This window comes from Mesorhizobium sp. WSM4976, from assembly GCF_029625685.1.
Classification (GTDB): Bacteria; Pseudomonadota; Alphaproteobacteria; order Rhizobiales; family Rhizobiaceae; genus Mesorhizobium.
This window is the reverse complement of record NZ_JARTVT010000032.1, coordinates 54,971-71,432: the sequence shown is the minus strand read 5'-3', so window position 1 is coordinate 71,432 and position 16,462 is coordinate 54,971. Positions and strand designations below refer to the sequence as shown.

At 63.2% G+C, this 16,462-nt stretch carries 14 protein-coding genes; 6 read left to right on the top strand and 8 right to left on the bottom strand.

Features of this window, described 5'->3' with window-relative positions; translation table 11 throughout:
• Positions 1-211 precede the first annotated feature (211 nt).
• Positions 212-2,257 carry a flotillin family protein gene (locus tag P9272_RS30295; RefSeq protein WP_278163533.1) on the bottom strand — a complete coding sequence of 682 codons (2,046 nt, stop codon included), beginning with the start codon at positions 2,255-2,257 and terminating at the stop codon, positions 212-214.
• Positions 2,258-2,730: 473 nt separating this feature from the next.
• Positions 2,731-3,033 (bottom strand): DUF982 domain-containing protein, encoded by a 303-nt coding sequence (locus tag P9272_RS30290; protein ID WP_128259084.1) that lies wholly within the window; start codon positions 3,031-3,033, stop codon positions 2,731-2,733.
• Between the two features lie 297 nt (positions 3,034-3,330).
• Between P9272_RS30290 and P9272_RS30285 the strand changes: the two genes are divergently transcribed.
• Positions 3,331-4,788 (top strand): NCS1 family nucleobase:cation symporter-1, encoded by a 1,458-nt coding sequence (locus P9272_RS30285; protein WP_128259085.1) that lies wholly within the window; start codon positions 3,331-3,333, stop codon positions 4,786-4,788.
• Between the two features lie 67 nt (positions 4,789-4,855).
• Here P9272_RS30285 and P9272_RS30280 read toward each other — a convergent pair whose 3' ends face one another.
• The 5 genes from P9272_RS30280 to tpiA form a co-directional block, all read right to left on the bottom strand.
• Positions 4,856-5,401 (bottom strand): DUF1697 domain-containing protein, encoded by a 546-nt coding sequence (locus P9272_RS30280; RefSeq protein WP_278163530.1) that lies wholly within the window; start codon positions 5,399-5,401, stop codon positions 4,856-4,858.
• A gap of 18 nt (positions 5,402-5,419) precedes the next feature.
• Positions 5,420-7,057, bottom strand: a complete 1,638-nt coding sequence (locus P9272_RS30275; protein ID WP_108702924.1) for a CTP synthase — start codon at positions 7,055-7,057, stop codon at positions 5,420-5,422.
• A gap of 172 nt (positions 7,058-7,229) precedes the next feature.
• Complete coding sequence (locus tag P9272_RS30270) at positions 7,230-8,354, bottom strand: L,D-transpeptidase (RefSeq protein ID WP_278163526.1); 1,125 nt, start codon at positions 8,352-8,354, stop codon at positions 7,230-7,232.
• 215 nt (positions 8,355-8,569) lie between these two features.
• Complete coding sequence (gene secG, locus P9272_RS30265) at positions 8,570-9,073, bottom strand: preprotein translocase subunit SecG (protein ID WP_128259088.1); 504 nt, start codon at positions 9,071-9,073, stop codon at positions 8,570-8,572.
• A 161-nt stretch (positions 9,074-9,234) separates the two neighbouring features.
• The gene (tpiA, locus tag P9272_RS30260) at positions 9,235-10,002 is read right to left on the bottom strand and encodes a triose-phosphate isomerase (protein ID WP_128259089.1); all 768 of its coding nucleotides are present in this window, start codon (positions 10,000-10,002) and stop codon (positions 9,235-9,237) included.
• Positions 10,003-10,145: 143 nt separating this feature from the next.
• Between tpiA and P9272_RS30255 the strand changes: the two genes are divergently transcribed.
• The 5 genes from P9272_RS30255 to glp are packed head-to-tail and all read left to right on the top strand — an operon-like array spanning position 10,146 to position 15,549.
• Positions 10,146-12,041, top strand: coding sequence for a peptidyl-prolyl cis-trans isomerase (locus tag P9272_RS30255; RefSeq protein ID WP_278163523.1), 1,896 nt, complete (start codon positions 10,146-10,148; stop codon positions 12,039-12,041).
• Positions 12,038-13,048: an anthranilate phosphoribosyltransferase gene (gene trpD / locus P9272_RS30250; protein ID WP_278163521.1), complete on the top strand. Its 1,011-nt coding sequence runs from the start codon at positions 12,038-12,040 to the stop codon at positions 13,046-13,048. Before P9272_RS30255 ends, trpD begins: the two co-directional genes overlap by 4 nt.
• Positions 13,049-13,052: 4 nt before the next feature.
• Complete coding sequence (trpC, locus tag P9272_RS30245) at positions 13,053-13,865, top strand: indole-3-glycerol phosphate synthase TrpC (protein WP_278163519.1); 813 nt, start codon at positions 13,053-13,055, stop codon at positions 13,863-13,865.
• Entirely contained in the window at positions 13,862-14,344 is a 483-nt protein-coding gene (gene moaC, locus P9272_RS30240; RefSeq protein WP_278163541.1) for a cyclic pyranopterin monophosphate synthase MoaC, read from the top strand. The genes trpC and moaC overlap by 4 nt, the downstream gene beginning before the upstream one ends.
• Positions 14,344-15,549 carry a gephyrin-like molybdotransferase Glp gene (glp, locus tag P9272_RS30235; protein ID WP_278163517.1) on the top strand — a complete coding sequence of 402 codons (1,206 nt, stop codon included), beginning with the start codon at positions 14,344-14,346 and terminating at the stop codon, positions 15,547-15,549. Before moaC ends, glp begins: the two co-directional genes overlap by 1 nt.
• Positions 15,550-15,617: 68 nt before the next feature.
• On the opposite strand, the gene P9272_RS30230 is transcribed toward glp, so the two are convergent.
• Positions 15,618-16,448 (bottom strand): alpha/beta hydrolase, encoded by an 831-nt coding sequence (locus tag P9272_RS30230; RefSeq protein WP_278163515.1) that lies wholly within the window; start codon positions 16,446-16,448, stop codon positions 15,618-15,620.
• Positions 16,449-16,462: the final 14 nt, after the last annotated feature.

The window sequence follows — 16,462 nt, the reverse complement described above, 5'->3', positions numbered from 1 at the left end:
AGATGATCCCACTCACTTCTGGCATGACGGTAAGCGTGGAAATCAAAACCGATAGCCGCCGCGTGATCGATTATCTGCTCTCACCACTGGCCAAGGTGACTTCCGAAGCTTTCAAGGAGCGGTGACGCGACAGTGAGAGTCAAAGCCGCCGACCGACGTTGGCCGGAGGGGCAGAGCGCAAAATGGGCCGGTGCGACCGGCCCATCCTCAATCACTCCTCCTCAACGGGTTCCGGGGCCGCGTCCGGCAGGTTTTGTCGTCCGACCCGGTCTGCGACGAGCATCGAAAGCATCATCTCGACGAGGCCATTGGCGGCTCCCTTCTCGCCGCCATTGGCGCCGATCTGGATCTGCGGCACGAGCGGCAGCCTGCCATTCTCGATCGCCTCGGCGAAGCGCATGAGAACCTGCGAGTTGAGCTGATAGTCGGGGCCGCCGAAGGCCGCGACTTTTTTCTCGGTGGCCTCGGCCTCCGCCAGACCGATGGCCCGCACCTTCTCGGCCTCCGCAAAACCGGTCGCCTTGATGCGTTCGGCATCGGCAAGCGCGACAGCCTTGATCATATCGGCCTCGCCCTGGCCTGCTAGGCGCACCTTCTCGGCCTCCGCCTTGGCGGTGACCTGAATGGTTTCCGCCTCCTGGCGGGTGCGGGCGAGTTGCGCCTTGCCCTCGTTCTCGCTGATCTCGATGGTCAGCGCCGAGGTCGTGATCTTGGCTTGCTGTTCGGCCAGCGCCTCCTTCTCACGCAACGTGCGTTCCTGAGTGGCCGCCCTCTCCTGCAATTTATAGGTCTCGACCTTTTCGACCGCGATCTGGCGCTCCCTCAGCTGGATCAGGATCTGCTCTATGCTGTTCTGGCCATTGGCGGCACGGGGCGTGCCAATCAACACTTCCTGCAGTTCGAGGCTGTAGGAATTGAATTTTTCGCGCATCTCCTCGCCCGACTTGCGCTGGATATCGCTGCGCTCCTGCAAAAGCTGGATCAGCGTCTTTGTCTGGGCGATGTTCTTGAAATAGGCGGAAACCATCGGATCGAGCGTTTGTTCGACCAGCCGCTTGATGTCCCCGAAACGCTGCACCACCAGCGGCGCCTTCATATAGTCGATATGCACGACGACGGAGAGCGGCAGCACAGGCTCGAACGCATCCTTGGTGATCAACGACACTTCGGACAGGTTTTCGTCCAGCCTGTGTTCGCCGAACTGCTCCTTCGTCCATTTCAGCACGAAGTTGGTGGTCGGCACGGTGATGATATTGCCGGCGTAAGTATTGAACGCATACTTGCCCGGCAGCAGCGGTGTCGACCAGACACCGCGCGCGCCGATTTCGACCAGCTCGCCGTGACGGTATGCTTGCCCGGATATGTCCGTGCCGTGGCGACCGTTATAGGAGACGACGACACCCACCGTGCCGACGTCGATGATCGTCTTCTCGACCAGTTCGACGGTCGCGAAAATGCGATTGAGGAAGTAGCTGCCGTCCGCCAGCACCTGCAACTGCCGGCCGCGGTAGCCGCCGGCTTTGAGAAACTTCTCCGGGTCCTGGAAATTATTGTGGAAGTTCGGGTCGTTCGGATCGTTGGCCACGGTCGGCGCGATGATCTCGCCGTCCGGCAGGGCCGGGCCGTCATGGATGGTGACGATACCGATCATGTCCTCGGCGTTGTGGATCACGACCGGCTCAAAGCCGCCCCGCTCCGAGATCATGCTGGACATGTTGGAAAAAAGGTTCTGTTCCGACGAGCTCAGATTGACGGCATAGATCGACTGGGCCGTGAGCACGATGAATTGCGCGAGATTGATGGCATAGGTGCCTTCACGCAAGATCTTGCGTTGCGGCCCCTTCTGCCCGCCCTTTTCGAGAAACCCGCGCACATCCTGGAAATCATCAGCATCTGTGTTGGAAGCAAGTGTCTGCGTCGGCGGCAGCGGCTTGCCATCACGCGCAAAGACATAGCCGATCTGGCCCTGCGGGATGGTGACGAGATTGGCTCGGTGCATCGAATATTGGAACGGCATGAAGAAATGCAGGCCGCCGCGCACAATCTCCGGCTGGTAGCCCGCCTCACGGTTGAGCGCAATGAAGCCATTGCTGACGGAGCCGCGAAAGCTCCATAGCTTTTCCAGGATGCCGAGCCTGTCGTTCGGGATGTAGCGGACCACGCCGCTCCACCAGAACAGGATTGCCAGCACGATGACTGACACGGCCACCTTGATCGCTATCCATTTTATCGGATCGAGATATTGTAGGGCTTCCATCTCTTCTCTCCTAAGGGCACGCAGGCTCGTTCACCCGACCGCCACCCGGCTGGTGTTAATTGACAAAGCAGGGAGATTGCGCGCCGAGACGCTCGACACACCAAGAGCGTGTCAAACGTTTGGGCTGCTCATTGTTTGGGAAACTGACTGCGCCTCCCGAGTCCCCCGTGAGAAAGGCGTGGCCGTAAGTGATGTTACATCGAAGTTGCCTTGATAGACATAACAACGATGACGTAGGGATAACGCCAACAGGTTTAAAGATACTTCACGCTGAGATCGTATAAGTATTTTCGGCGGTTTGTTGCTTCGAAAGCGTTGGCTCTTGGAAAATTGGCAGAGTGCGAAACGGCGCTCGTGGCGAGCCAAAACGTCGGCTCCCGATCCGACCTGATGCGGCATCCTGGAAGCCAACAACACCTCACATGCTGCGCCATCGCCGACGCAGCATTTGAGTTCAAAAAAGGTTTTTCGACCTAGCGCCGCAGCGTGTGGACATTGTCCATCGACGCAGCACCCAGTGGCAGCGCCATGTCGTCGTCGAGCAGCCGGGTGATGCGGGCGAAGCCGACAAAGGCCTTCCTCGCTTCCTCGGCCGACATTTTGCCCGACATAGCCGCCGCACAGCAATTCAGGGCGCATTGATAAACCGGGCCGCGTCTGCCCGTTGGCCATTTCCGCAGGAACACCATCGCCTCGGAGACGCTATCGACTTCCTCCACGGGGTATCCCTGCCCACGCGCAATTCGCACAGGGGTAAAGAAATGCAAGCGATCCATGATCATCCTCCCGGCCGACCGCAACGCAGTCGAACCCGCATAAACGCACGTCCGCCGGATTGGTTCCAAACAAATTTGGTTGCCGATGGAAAAAGTTCGCAACCCGCCGGCCGGCCCTGCAAGGCGCCATGGCGACTCAGCCCGATGCAGGCTTGGAGGCGGCGGATAACGGCGATTCTCGTTGAATATCTTTAAGGCGAAAGCCCGCAAATGGATTGCTTGCCGGTTCCCCAGCGTCAGGCTTAACCTCTGCGGTTAAACGCGTGAGGGCGCGTTTGCAAGAAGGGGAACAACGACATGACCATTCAAGGCGCATCGCCTGACCTCTATAACGAGGATCTGGCTCCGGCAACGGTCAGGAACTGGGGACCGTTTTCGATCTTCAATGTCTGGACCTCGGACGTCCATAGCCTCTGGGGCTACTATCTGGCGGCCAGCCTGTTTCTGTTCTGCGGCGGCTTCGTCAATTTCATCATCGCCATCGGCATCGGCTCGTTGATCATCTACGCGCTGATGAACATGGTCGGCTATGCCGGCGTGAAGACCGGCGTGCCCTACCCCGTGCTTGCCCGTGCCTCCTTCGGCATCTGGGGCGCCAACATTCCGGCGCTCGTGCGCGCCATCGTCGCCTGCTTCTGGTACGGTGCCCAGACGGCAGCCGCATCGGGCGCCATTGTGGCGCTGCTGACGCGCCTGCAATGGTTCGACGAGTTCAACAAGAGCTCGCACCTTCTGGGACATTCGACCCTGGAAGTAATCTGCTTCGTTGTCATCTGGGCGTTGCAGTTGCTGATCATCCAGAAAGGCATGGAGACGGTGCGCCGCTTCCAGGACTGGGCCGGTCCCGCCGTGTGGGTGATGATGCTGCTTCTGGCTATCTATCTCTGCGTGAAGTCCGGAACTTTCGCTTTCACCAGCGACATCCCGATGGATGTGCTGCGCGACAAGACCGCGGACGCCGGCATTCCAGGCGATCCGGGATCGTGGACCGCGCTCTTCGGCGCCGCGGCGATCTGGGTGACCTATTTCTCGGCGCTCTATCTCAATTTCTGCGATTTTGCCCGCTACGCGCCGGACAATGCAGCCCTTCGCAAGGGCAACATCTGGGGCCTGCCGGTCAATCTGATCCTGTTCTCGTTGGTCGCCGGCGTCACCACCATCGCCGCCTACGACGTCTACCACGAGGTGCTGCTGCACCCGGACCAGATCTCGGCCAAGTTCGACAGCTGGTTCCTGGCGGCCCTTGCAGCGCTCACCTTCGCGGTGGCGACGCTGGGCATCAACGTGGTGGCGAATTTCGTCTCGCCGGCCTTCGACTTCTCCAATGTCTTCCCGCGCCAGATCGACTTCAAGAAAGGCGGCTACATCGCGGCGCTGATCGCCCTAGTGCTCTATCCGTTCGCGCCTTGGGAGGGCAGCGCCGCGCATTTCGTCGGCATCATCGGCGCGACGATGGGGCCGATCTTCGGGGTGATGATGGTCGACTACTATCTGATCCGCAAAAGCGAGGTCGATGTTCAAGCGCTCTATCGCGAGGACGGCGAATTCCGCTTCCAGGGCGGCTGGCATGTCAACGCCTTCATCGCCGCCGGCATCGGCGCGATCTTCTCCTCGATCCTGCCCAACTTCACCAGCTTGCTGCCGTCCTGGTGGGGCGTCTATGGCTGGTTCTTCGGTGTGGCCATCGCCGGCGCCGTCTATTACGTCCTGCGCACCATGGCGCTTGGCGCGGGCGCAAAGGTGGCAAAGGCTTGAAAGCGAGGCACTAGGAATTAGGCAGTAGGCAATAGAAGGCTCTCGCCTACTGCCTACTGCCTACTGCCTACTGCCTACTGCCTACCATCTCCGTCAGCTTGCGCACCGTGTTCCAGTTGCGCGACGTCCCGACGCCGAAACGCTTGTGATTGGCGGCGGCGAGCAGCCGCGAATTTGGCCGCTCGCGCGAGAAGACAAGCCAGATGTCACCGTCGACCCAAAGCACTTTTTCGTCGCCGACGGCGTGGACATGGAGCGCTTCGACGGCATCCTCGGGCGCCGGCTCACGCATCACGCGCACCGCGACCTGATCGGCCGCGCCGGCGGATTCAGCCGGAAACGGATTGCCGGCGGCAAGTTTCAGCCAATCCTCGGCACCTCGCACGATGATGTCGACATGACGGCCGAAGCTCTTTTCGAAAGCGACTTCCAACCGCCGCTCCAGATCGGCAACTTTGGCCGCCCTCGCCTCGAACACCAGATTGCCGGTCGCCACCAGCGTGCGAACGTTCTTCAGGCCCAGCTCCTCGGCCATCACCTTGAGGTCAGCCATGACGACCCGCCGCCCCTCGCCCAGAACGATGCTGTAGAGCAAGGCGACATAGGTTTGCATGGCGAATGTGCCGCTCGCTCAAACCAGGCGCGACTGATCCACCGCCGCCGAGATGAAGCTGGCGAACAGCGGGTGCGGCTCGAGGGGGCGGCTCTTCAGTTCGGGGTGGTACTGCACGCCGATGAACCAGGGATGGTCGGGATATTCGACCGTCTCGGGCAGCACCCCATCGGGCGACATACCGGCAAACACCAGGCCGCAATCTTCCAGCCGCTGCTTGTAGTCGATGTTGACTTCGTAGCGGTGCCGGTGGCGCTCGGAAATCTGCGTGTCGCCATAAATATCCGCAATTTTCGAGCCCTTGGCGAGTTCGGCCTGGTAGGCGCCGAGCCGCATCGTGCCGCCGAGATCGCCTGTGGCCCTGCGCTTCTCAAGCATGTTGCCCTTCAGCCATTCGGTCATCAGGCCTACGACCGGCTCATCCGTCGGGCCGAACTCGGTCGATGACGCGTGATCGACGCCAGCCAGCGAGCGCGCCGCCTCGATGCAGGCCATCTGCATGCCGAAGCAGATGCCGAAGTAAGGCACCTTGCGCTCGCGCGCGAACTTCGCGGCAAGGATCTTGCCCTCCGAGCCGCGCTCGCCAAAGCCGCCGGGTACGAGAATGCCGTGCACCTTCTCCAGCCAGGGAGCGGGATCCTCCTTCTCGAAGATCTCGCTTTCGATCCAGTCGAGCTTGACCTTGACCCGGTTGGCGAGGCCGCCATGCGACAGCGCCTCGATCAGCGATTTATATGCATCCTTGAGGCCGGTGTACTTGCCGACGACGGCGATCGTCACTTCGCCTTCCGGATTGTGGATGCGCTTGGACAGCGCCTGCCACGGTTCCATGCGCGGCTTCGGCGCCGGGTCGATGCCGAAAGCGGCGAGCACTTCCGAATCGAGCCCTTCCTGATGATAGGCCATCGGCACGTCGTAGATATGCGGCACGTCCAGCGCCTGGATGACGGCGCTTTCGCGCACGTTGCAGAACAGCGACAGCTTGCGGCGCTCTTCCTTCGGGATCGGCCGGTCGGCGCGCACCAGAAGAATGTCTGGCGCGATACCTATGCCGCGCAATTCCTTGACCGAATGCTGCGTCGGCTTGGTCTTCAGTTCGCCGGCGGTCGGGATGTAAGGCATCAGCGTCAGATGCACATAGACCGCGTTGTTGCGCGGCAGGTCGTTGCCGAGCTGGCGAATCGCCTCCAGGAACGGCATCGCCTCGATGTCGCCGACCGTGCCGCCGATCTCGCACAGCACGAAGTCGTAGTCGTCATTGCCATCCAGCACGAAATGCTTGATCTCGTCGGTGACGTGCGGGATCACCTGCACGGTTGCGCCGAGATAGTCGCCGCGACGCTCGCGCTCGATGATGTTTTTGTAGATGCGGCCGGTGGTGATGTTGTCCTGCTGGTTTGCCGAACGCCCGGTGAACCGCTCGTAATGGCCGAGATCGAGGTCGGTCTCGGCGCCGTCGTCGGTCACGAACACTTCGCCATGCTGGTATGGCGACATCGTTCCGGGATCGACATTAAGGTACGGATCGAGCTTTTTGATCCGCGCGCGATAGCCTCGCGCCTGCAGGAGAGCCCCAAGAGCTGCTGCGGCGATGCCTTTTCCGAGTGAGGAAACCACGCCGCCTGTGATGAATACATATCGCGCCATGGGAGTCATCGCTTAACGCGGCCTGATTGATTCCGCCAGAGAAAAAACCGCCGCGAAGGCTTTTTCCCAAAATGGCGCCGGTGCCCGCAAAGGGGTCTTTGATACATTCAAAACGAAAGGGCCGGCGGTGCCGGCCCTTTCGGCAGTTTGATGGAAACCCTTAGATAATAACGACCAGTTGCTATATAATAACAACTTTGGTGCCGATCTTGACGCGGCTGTAGAGATCCATGACGTGCTCGTTGATCATGCGGAAGCAGCCATTGGAGGCACTGGTTCCGATCGACTGGGGCGCAATCGTGCCGTGGATGCGCAGATGCGTGTCCTTCTTGCCATCGTAGAGATAGATGGCGCGCGCGCCGAGCGGGTTCTCGCCGCCCCCGGGCATGCCGTCCTTGTACTGGCCGTAATGCTTCGGCTCGCGCTTCTGCATGTCGAGCGTCGGGATCCAGCGGGGCCATTCCTGCTTGTCTCCGACCGCGACGGTGCCCTTGAACTGCAGGCCTTCGCGGCCGACGGCAATGGCGTAGCGGCGGGCAGTGGAAAACGACTCGACGAGGTAGAGGCGGCGGGCACTGGTGTCGATGACGATGGTGCCTGGCTCATAGCCGGTGAACGTGACGTCCTGCGGCACGAATTCCGGCTTCACCTTGAAGGGCCGCTTGGCGTCTTTCTTGGCCAGCGCCGAATCGAGGGCGCGTGTCTCCGGCAGGTAGCTAATGGAAGTCGCTTGGGCGCCGCCGAAGAGGCCAGCGAACAGCCCGCCGCTGCTCGTCTGCTTCTGGCCGGGGTTTTCGCTGCGCAACTCGCCATTATTGCCCGTGGCCGTGATGTTCATCGCCTCGGCCGGAATCGGATCAGCGGTCTGGATAGCCGCGACCGGTGTCAGCGGCTCAATCACCTTGACCGTCTTCTTGGCCGGCTTCGCATCCGCGACTTCGGCCGGAGCGGCCGCTCCGCCGCCCTTTTTGGCGAGCCATTCCTGGCGCGCCGCGTCTGCCTTGGCCTTGGCCGCCTCGCGCATCGCCATCTTGCGAGCGTCGAGCGCCTTCTGCTTGGCGGCTTCCTTGTCTGCCGCGATCTTGGCCTCGAGCTTGCTGATCTTGGCAAGGTCGACCGAGGTCGGGTTTTTCTTCTTCTTGAGAAGCTTCAGCTGCGATGCGTCGCTCTTGGCGGCGACGACTGGAATTGCGTCGGTCGTCTCTACCGACGGGGACGTGGCCAGGTTTACCGGTCCGGCAAAGGCCGCGGAACCCATGCCGAGTACGGCACAGACTCCCAGGAGGATGAAGCTGCGAAGCTGCATGGCGAAGATCCGATTGTTCAAAAGCAAGTTGCCCACGGCGTCGCCCGGCGCCCCCCAAGGACGCCGATAAAGTGCCGCCGGCAATCTATAATCGATTAGCCGTCACCGCCTCAAGCTGAGGCAAGCGCCACGCCCAGTTGAATCTTTGTGATCGGACGCGCATTTGCCGCGACTGTGTTCAAAGAACAACAGATCGCTGCCCGGTCCTTGGCAGGCTACTGGTTGGGAACCTGCGGGGTGACCGGCAGGGTGACGCCGTTGGCTGCCGGCGCCGGCGCAGCCGGAGCAGGCGTTGTCGCCGGAGCCGGCGCAGGCGCCGTGGTTCCGTTGGCAAGAGGCGTCGTCGTCGTGCCGCCCGACGGAGCCGCTGGAGTCGTGCCGCTAGCCGGAACCGCGGGCTTGGAGGTGCCCACCGGCCCATTGGAGCCCGGCAGTTGGTTGAGCACGCCGCCGCCCTGGCTCGACGTCACCGGCCGGTCGAGAATGTCGATCGGCTTTTCGCCGTAGCGGGCAAGGATCGACAGCGCCAGCGAGGTCACGAAGAACGCCGCCGCCAGGATCGCGGTGGCGCGGGTAAGAGCGTTGGCGGCGCCGCGCGCCGTCATGAAACCCGAACCCCCGCCGATGCCCAGGCCGCCGCCTTCGGAGCGCTGCAGCAGCACCACGCCGACGAGTGCGAGCACGACCATGAGGTGGATGACGATCAGTACGGTTTCCATAATTTATCCTGGCGAGGCCCTGCGCGGCCGCGCATACGACCGGTGTTTTGGAGGCGGCTCCTTACAATGCTTTGGCGGCATTTCCAAGCCCGTGGCCGGGAATATGGGAAGCAATGCGGCCAATACAACGATTTATGCGGCTGAAGCCTGGCAGACGCTCTCTAAGCGATGTTCATGTAAGCTTCCGCGATGGCGAGGAAGTCGGCGGCCTTGAGGCTGGCGCCGCCGACCAGCGCGCCGTCGACATTCTCGACGCCGAGCAGTTCCACCGCATTGGACGGCTTGACCGAGCCACCGTAAAGAATCCGCATCCTGGACGCCGCCTCGCCGAGCAATCCGGTCAGCTTGCCGCGGATATGCGCATGCGCCTCGGCGACGTCGGCCGCCGTCGGGGTCAGGCCGGTGCCGATCGCCCACACCGGCTCATAGGCTATGATGGTATTTGCCGCGGTAGCGCTGGTCGGAACCGAGCCCTCTAGTTGGCGCGACAGGACATCGAGCGTGGCGCCCGCCTCGCGCTCGGCACGCGTTTCGCCGATGCAGATGATGGCCACCAGCCCTGCCCGCCAAGCAGCCGAAGCCTTGGCGTGGACCATCGCGTCGTCCTCGCCGAACAGTTCACGGCGCTCGGAATGGCCGACAATAACATGGCTCGCGCCGGCATCCTTTAGCATCTCGGCGGAAATTTCGCCGGTAAAGGCGCCGTTCTCCCTGGGATGGCAATCCTCTCCGCCGGCCCGCACCGGCGTGCGCGACAGGATCTCGGCCGCGCGCTGGAGCAAGGTCGCCGGCACGCACAGCACCGCTTCGGTCTCGGCGTCGAGTCCGCTCATGAACCCGTTGCCGATCGACCGCAGCTCGTTGAGCGAGGCGCTGGTGCCGTTCATTTTCCAATTGCCGGCGACAAGCGGGCGGATTCCAGGGGTCATGGGACGCGTTCTCCGAGCGACATTAAGCAGCGCCCTCACTACCAAAATCAGGTCACAAAGCAATCGACAGTGGACCGGAAGGGCGCTATTGCGCTTGTTTCAGACTCGGCGCATGCGAAAATGCGCATAAATCGGAAGTATGCATGCTAGGTATATTGAGAAGCGCGGCGGGCACCTGGGTCGCGAAAGCGTTGCTGTTGTTGCTGGTCCTGAGCTTTGCCGCCTGGGGCATTACCACGCGTATGGTGGGTGGCGTTCTGGGCGGCCATCACGCGGTGATCACCGCCGGTGGCACCGAGGTCTCGATCAACGAATACCGCCTCGCCTACGATCGTCAGCTCTCGATGTTGTCGCAGCAATACGGCCAGCGCGTCACCCAGGAACAGGCCAAGCTGCTCGGTGCCGACAATCAGGTGCTGGCGCAGCTCGTTTCCGGCGCCGTGCTTGATGAACAGGCGCGCAAGCTCGGCCTTGGCCTTTCCAAGGATCGCCTTGCCGAACTAACGCGCGAGGATCCAGCCTTCAAAGGCCCCAGCGGCCAGTTCGATCGCCGCACCTTCGAGTATCTCCTGCGCCAGCTCGGCATGCGGCCGGAAGACTATCTCAAGAACCGCTCACAGGTGGCTGTGCGCCAGCAGATCGTCGAGGCGATCTCCGACGGCCTGAAGGTTCCGCAGACCTTCCTGAAGGCGGTCTCGCTCTATCGCGGCGAGGATCGCACGATCGACTATCTCGTGCTGCCCAAGAGGCTGGTGCAGCCGATCGAGGCGCCTTCCGAGAGCGCCCTCAACGCCTATTTCGACGCCAACAAGAAGAACTACGCCGCGCCGGAATACCGCAAGTTCTCCTATGTCCGGCTGGAGCCGCAGGACATCGCGGATCCGTCAGCGGTGACTGACCAGCAGGTGAGCGACGACTACAAGAAGAACATCGCGCGCTACACGACGCCCGAGATGCGCACCATCGAGCAGCTGGTGTTCAAGACGCCGGATGCGGCCAAGGCGGCTTTGGATTCGCTGAAGGCTGGCGCCACTTTCGACAAGCTCGTCACCGCCGAAGGCAAGACGCAGGCCGACACGCTGCTCGGCACACTCTCCAAGGACAAGATCGCCGACAAGGCGGTTGCCGACGCGGCCTTCTCGCTCAATGCCAACGAGGTAAGCCAGGTCGTCCAGGGCGCCTTCGGTCCAGTGCTGCTGCGCGTCACGGAGATCAAGCCGCAGGTCGTGAAACCGCTTTCGGAAGTGTCCGGTCAGATCCGCAAGGACTTGGCGCTCGGCGAGGCAAGCCGCATCCTGCTCGACGTGCATGACAGCTACGAGGACACCCGCGCCTCGGGTGCCTCGCTCGCCCAGGCCGCCGACAAGCTGAAGCTCAAGGTCGTCACCATCGACGCCATCGATCGCACCGGCCAGCGGCCGGACGGCACTGTTGTCAACGACCTGCCGCAATCGGCCGATCTCATCAAGGCGGTGTTTGCGGCCGAACCCCACACCGAGAATGAAGGCCTGACGACCGCCGACAACGGTTTCGTCTTCTACGAGGTGCAGTCGATCACGCCGGCGCGCGACCGCACGCTGGATGAGGTCCGTAAGAAGGTCGTGGCCGACTGGACGGAAGCCGAGACCGACAAGCGGCTCGACGCGAAGGCGCAGGAACTGGAGAAGCGTCTCAAGGCGGGCACCACGCTCGACGTCATCGCCGGCGAGCTCAAGCTCGAGAAGCAGACCAAGCGTGGCCTGAAGCGCGAAGCCGACGATGCCGATTTCGGCAAGGAGGGCGCCGCGGCCATGTTCGGCGTCGGCGAAGGCGGCACCGGCCTGATCCCCTCGCCCACTGGCGACGGCCAGATCCTGTTCAAGGTCGCCGAGGTCTTCGAGCCGGCGGGCGCGGATGGCAGCGCAGTGCCGGAGGATGCGCAGAAATCCTTCGGCGCTGGCATGTCCGATGACTTGCTCGATCAATTGGTGGCGCAGCTGCAGTCGCAATACAACGTTCGCATCGATCCGAACGCCGTTTCGCAAGCACAGACACGATGAGCGCGCTGAAGACACACATAGCCAAGGTCGCTACCGGCACCGCGCTTTCCTTCGAGGAAGCGCGCGAGGCATTCGACATCATCATGTCGGGCGACGCGACCCCCGGCCAGATCGGCGGGTTCCTGATGGCGCTGCGCGTGCGCGGCGAGACGGTTGGCGAGATATCGGGCGCTGTCGCCACGATGCGCGCCAAGATGCTGCGCGTCGAGGCGCCGCATGGCGCCATCGACATTGTCGGCACCGGCGGCGACAATTCGCACTCGGTCAACATCTCGACCGCTTCGGCCTTTGTCATCGCCGCCGCCGGCGTGCCGGTCGCCAAGCACGGCAATCGCGGCCTCTCTTCGCTGACCGGCTCGGCCGATGTGCTGACGGCGCTGGGCGTCAAGATCGATATCTCGCCGGAAATGATCGGCCGCTGCATTCATGAGGCCGGTGTCGGCTTCATGTTCGCGCCGGCGCATCATCCGGCGATGAAGCATGTCGGGCCGACCCGCGTCGAGCTCGGCACGCGCACCATCTTCAATCTGCTTGGACCACTGTCGAACCCCGCCGGCGTCAGCCGCCAGATGGTCGGCGTTTTCCTGCCAGAATGGATCATGCCGGTGGCCGAGACGCTGAAGGCGCTGGGCGCCGAGCACGCCTGGGTCGTCCATGGCGATGGCTATGACGAGATCACAACCACAGGCGAGACCCAGGTGGCGGAGCTTGCCGACGGCGAGATCCGCACGTTCACCCTGACGCCGGAAGCCGTCGGGCTGAAGCGACACACCAAGGAAGAGCTGCGCGGCGGCGACGCGGCCTACAACGCCAGGCAACTGCGCGATATGTTGGGTGGCGCGGCGGGCGCCTATCGCGACACGGTGCTGATGAACGCCGGCGCCGGTCTGGTTGTGGCTGGCAAGGCGACGACGCTTGCCGACGGTATCGCGGCGGCAGCGCAAGCGATCGACAGCGGCCGCGCCCTGGCGGTGCTGGACAAGCTCGTCGAGATTTCGAACGGATAAGGCCTTGTTGGACATCCTGCGCAAGATCGAAGCCTATAAGCGCGACGAGATCGCGGCGGCGAAGACGAAAATGCCGCTGGCCGAGATCAAGGCTCGGGCAAAGGATGCTGGTGCGACGCGCGGTTTTCTTGCGGCGCTCGAGGCGAAGCGCAGAGCGGGGAGCTTCGGGCTGATCGCAGAAATCAAGAAGGCCAGCCCTTCCAAGGGGTTGATCCGTGCCGATTTCGACCCCCCGTCACTGGCGCAGGCCTATCAGCAAGGTGGTGCCGCGTGCCTTTCGGTACTGACCGACGCGCCGTCCTTCCAAGGTGCGCCGGAATTCCTGACGGCCGCGCGCTCAGCGGTGCGCCTGCCGGCTCTGCGCAAGGATTTTTTGTTCGATCCCTATCAGGTCTACGAAGCACGGGCCTGGGGCGCCGACGCGATCCTGATCATCATGGCAAGCGTCGACGATGCGCTGGCCAGGGACCTTGAGGCGACCGCTTTCGAGTTCGGCATGGATGCGCTGGTCGAGGTGCATGACGAGATGGAGATGGAGCGCGCGCTTCGCCTCTCGTCGACGCTGATCGGCATCAACAATCGCGATCTCAGAAGCTTCGAGACCCGCCTCGATGTTTCGGAGCGGCTGGCTCCGATGGTGCCGGGCGGCCACCTGCTGGTCAGCGAGAGCGGCATCTTCACCCATGACGACTGCCTTAGGATGCGGAAGAGCGGCATCAGCACCTTCCTTGTCGGCGAGAGCCTGATGCGGCAGGCGGACGTGGCTGCGGCGACCGAGCTTCTGCTGACGGGCAAGGCAGCGGCCGAGACGGTCTGAGCATGGCCCTCACCCACCTTGGCGCCAAGGGCGAAGCCAACATGGTCGATGTCGGTGACAAGGTCGAGACGATCCGCACGGCAATCGCCGAGGGCTTTGTCTCGATGCGGCCCGAGACGCTGCAGATGATCCTCGCCGGCGACGCCAAGAAGGGCGATGTGCTGGGCACCGCCCGCATCGCCGGGATCATGGCGGCGAAGAAGACGCATGAGCTGATCCCGCTTTGCCATCCGCTGCTTCTGACCAAAGTGGCCGTCGAGATCGAGCCGGACCACACGCTGCCTGGCCTCAAGGTCACAGCGCTTGCCCGCGTCACCGGCAAGACGGGCGTGGAGATGGAGGCGCTGACCGCCGCCTCGGTGGCCTGCCTCACCATTTACGATATGGCCAAGGCCGCGGACCGTGGCATGGCGATTTCCGGCATCCGGCTGGTCGAGAAGACCGGCGGCAAGTCCGGCGACTACAAGGCAGATACCTGATGGCGCTGGTTCCGGTCGCCGAAGCGCTCGCCCGCCTGCTCGACGGCGCAGCACCTTTGACGGGCGAGAGCGTGCCGCTGGCGGACGCGGCCGGGCGGGTCTTGGCGGAACCGGTGGTGGCGCTGCGCACGCAGCCGCCCTTCAACGCGTCCGCAATGGATGGCTATGCCGCGCGTTCCGCTGATGTTGCCTCAGTGCCGGCGCAACTCGAGGTCATAGGCATGGCGCCTGCCGGGCGTGGCTTCTCCGGGACCGTCGGCGAACGCCAGGCCGTGCGCATCTTCACCGGCGCGCCACTGCCTGAAGGCGCCGACACCATCGTCATCCAGGAAAACGCCCGCGACCTCGGTAATGGCAAGATCGAGGTGACGGAGCAGACCGCCGAAGGACGCAATGTCCGCCGCCGCGGGCTCGACTTCGGCGGGGGCGACATGCTGCTCGAAAAAGGTCGCGTACTCGATGCGGCGGCCCTTTCGCTGGCTGCGTCGGCCAACCACCCTTCCTTGAATGTCGTGCGCCGACCGCTGGTCGCAATCATCGCCACTGGCGACGAATTGCTGCCGCCGGGCAGCAAGCTTGGTCCGGATCAGATAATTTCCTCCAATGCCTATGGCGTTGCCGCCGCCGCGCAGTCGGTCGGCGCGCGGGCGCTCGATCTCGGCATCGCCGCCGACCGCAAGGAGGCGATCGCCGCGCTGGTCAGGAAAGCGGTCCAGGCAAGCGCCGACGTTATCGTCACGCTCGGTGGCGCCTCGGTCGGCGATCACGACCTGATCCATGACGTGCTCACCGGCGAAGGCATGCGGCTCGACTTCTGGAAGATCGCCATGCGCCCCGGCAAACCGTTGATGTTCGGCCGGCTTGGCAATGTCCGCTGCATCGGCCTGCCCGGCAATCCGGTGGCAAGCATCGTCTGCTCGCAGCTCTTCCTGAAGCCGCTGCTTGCGCGGCTCGGCGGCCGCGGTTTCAGGCAGGACGTGCGAACGGCCCGGCTGGGCACCGCGATGCCTGCCAATGATGTCAGGCAGGACTATGTGCGCGCCGTTGTGCGCGAAGACGCCGGCGCCCTGATCGCGACCCCGTTCGGCATCCAGGACTCCTCGATGCTCAAGATGCTCGCCGACGCCAACGGCCTGATCGTGCGCGAGCCCTTCGCGCCGGCCGCGGAGGTCGGCGCCGAATGCAGCGTGCTAATGCTGCGCTGATACATCGACAACGCCGATCGTTCATACGTCGACGAAGTCGATCGTTCATGGGCCAACGAAGTCAATTGCTATTCGTCCACCAGCGTTCGGGTCAGGGGATGGTCCGGATCTGCGAGGCCATCCACAACGTCGAAATGATGTCGGTCCGGCTCGATCACCGAATCGGTGGCGGCGCCGAGTCCGGTCCAGATGTTGGCGAGCAATGCGCTCTGGCGCAGGAACTCCGAGCGCTCGCCGCCGCCGACCCAACAGGTGATGCGAACTCCCTGCCGGGGCCGCAGCAAAGCCGGGCTTTCGCTCAACGCTTCCCGCTCGTCGATGTTCAGGGTCTCATTCAGGGCGGTGAACATCAGCGGCCGCAGGTCGTGCAGGCCTGAAATCGAAACGACTTTGCGCGTGCGCCGCGCCACATCCGAGGCCAGCGGTGAGGCCTCGGCCACCATGCGGCTGGCGAGATGTCCGCCGGCCGAGTGACCGGTCAGCATCAGCGGGCCATCAACCATGGCGGCCGCCTTGCCGATCGCAGCCGCGACTTCATTGACGATGCCGCTGATCCTGGTTCGCGGGCAAAGCGTATAGGAAGGCATGGCGACGGCAAAGCCGCGACCGACAGCGCCGGCGGCCAGATGCGACCAGGAGTTCTTGTGTGACTCCATCCAGTAGCCGCCGTGGATGAACACCACGAGCCCCTTGGGCGCATTAGGCGGGACGAAGAGATCGAACCGGCTGCGCGGCGCTTCGCCATAGACGATGTCGAGCCGCGCCCTGCCCTGCGCCGATAGCTTTTCGCGAAATGCCTGAGCCGGGCCGTCCCAGGCCGCCGGCCAACGGTCGCCGCCGGCGATGTTCGCGCCGTTGGCGTAGGCATTGTCCCAATCCGTGATCCGGTGCTCGACCAACAGCTCCTCCCAAG

What these genes read in the sequence shown, in the direction of transcription:
- P9272_RS30290 (WP_128259084.1), bottom strand. Translation starts at nt 3,033, where the DNA reads ATGGATCGCTTGCATTTCTTTACCCCTGTGCGAATTGCGCGTGGGCAG.
- secG (WP_128259088.1), bottom strand. Translation starts at nt 9,073, where the DNA reads ATGGAAACCGTACTGATCGTCATCCACCTCATGGTCGTGCTCGCACTC.
- P9272_RS30295 (WP_278163533.1), bottom strand. Translation starts at nt 2,257, where the DNA reads ATGGAAGCCCTACAATATCTCGATCCGATAAAATGGATAGCGATCAAG.
- tpiA (WP_128259089.1), bottom strand. Translation starts at nt 10,002, where the DNA reads ATGACCCCTGGAATCCGCCCGCTTGTCGCCGGCAATTGGAAAATGAAC.
- trpD (WP_278163521.1), top strand. Translation starts at nt 12,038, where the DNA reads ATGAGCGCGCTGAAGACACACATAGCCAAGGTCGCTACCGGCACCGCG.
- P9272_RS30275 (WP_108702924.1), bottom strand. Translation starts at nt 7,057, where the DNA reads ATGACTCCCATGGCGCGATATGTATTCATCACAGGCGGCGTGGTTTCC.
- glp (WP_278163517.1), top strand. Translation starts at nt 14,344, where the DNA reads ATGGCGCTGGTTCCGGTCGCCGAAGCGCTCGCCCGCCTGCTCGACGGC.
- P9272_RS30285 (WP_128259085.1), top strand. Translation starts at nt 3,331, where the DNA reads ATGACCATTCAAGGCGCATCGCCTGACCTCTATAACGAGGATCTGGCT.
- P9272_RS30255 (WP_278163523.1), top strand. Translation starts at nt 10,146, where the DNA reads ATGCTAGGTATATTGAGAAGCGCGGCGGGCACCTGGGTCGCGAAAGCG.
- P9272_RS30270 (WP_278163526.1), bottom strand. Translation starts at nt 8,354, where the DNA reads ATGCAGCTTCGCAGCTTCATCCTCCTGGGAGTCTGTGCCGTACTCGGC.
- P9272_RS30280 (WP_278163530.1), bottom strand. Translation starts at nt 5,401, where the DNA reads ATGCAAACCTATGTCGCCTTGCTCTACAGCATCGTTCTGGGCGAGGGG.